General features: G+C 61.3%; 1 protein-coding gene. It reads right to left on the reverse strand.

Going from position 1 to position 364, the window contains the following annotated elements; translation table 11 throughout:
* Positions 1 to 84: 84 nt before the first annotated feature.
* The coding region (locus ASV53_RS25775; protein WP_189337985.1) for a hypothetical protein at positions 85 to 364 on the reverse strand (280 nt) is incomplete at its 5' end.

The raw sequence follows: 364 nt of genomic DNA on the forward strand, positions 1-364 counted from the left end.
CATCAGCAGGGTTGGTCACGCCGAACGCGTACAGGACGTCGTACACGTCGAGCGTGACGCCGTGGATGTTGCGGTTGTATTTGTTCATGGGGTCTCCTCTGCGGGCACCACTCCAGCAGGCGCCATCAGAAACCGATTGACCAGCGTCGGCTGCGGGCCAATCTTGCGATTTCTGGACATCTGCGCCCAGACGTTCCGGTTGCCCTGCTTTCTGTTGGATTCGATGTCGCCAGCGGCGTGCAGGTCTCTCAGGGCATTCGCGATCGTGCGCGGCGTGCCCATGCCGATGCGTTCGCGGACCTGGTCGCTTGTTTGGCAGCCGCTGCGAACAGCGATCAGCACTCGTCCAGTGAGTCGCATGAAA

Source organism: Photobacterium sanguinicancri (assembly GCF_002265265.1).
GTDB lineage: Bacteria > Pseudomonadota > Gammaproteobacteria > Enterobacterales > Vibrionaceae > Photobacterium > Photobacterium sanguinicancri.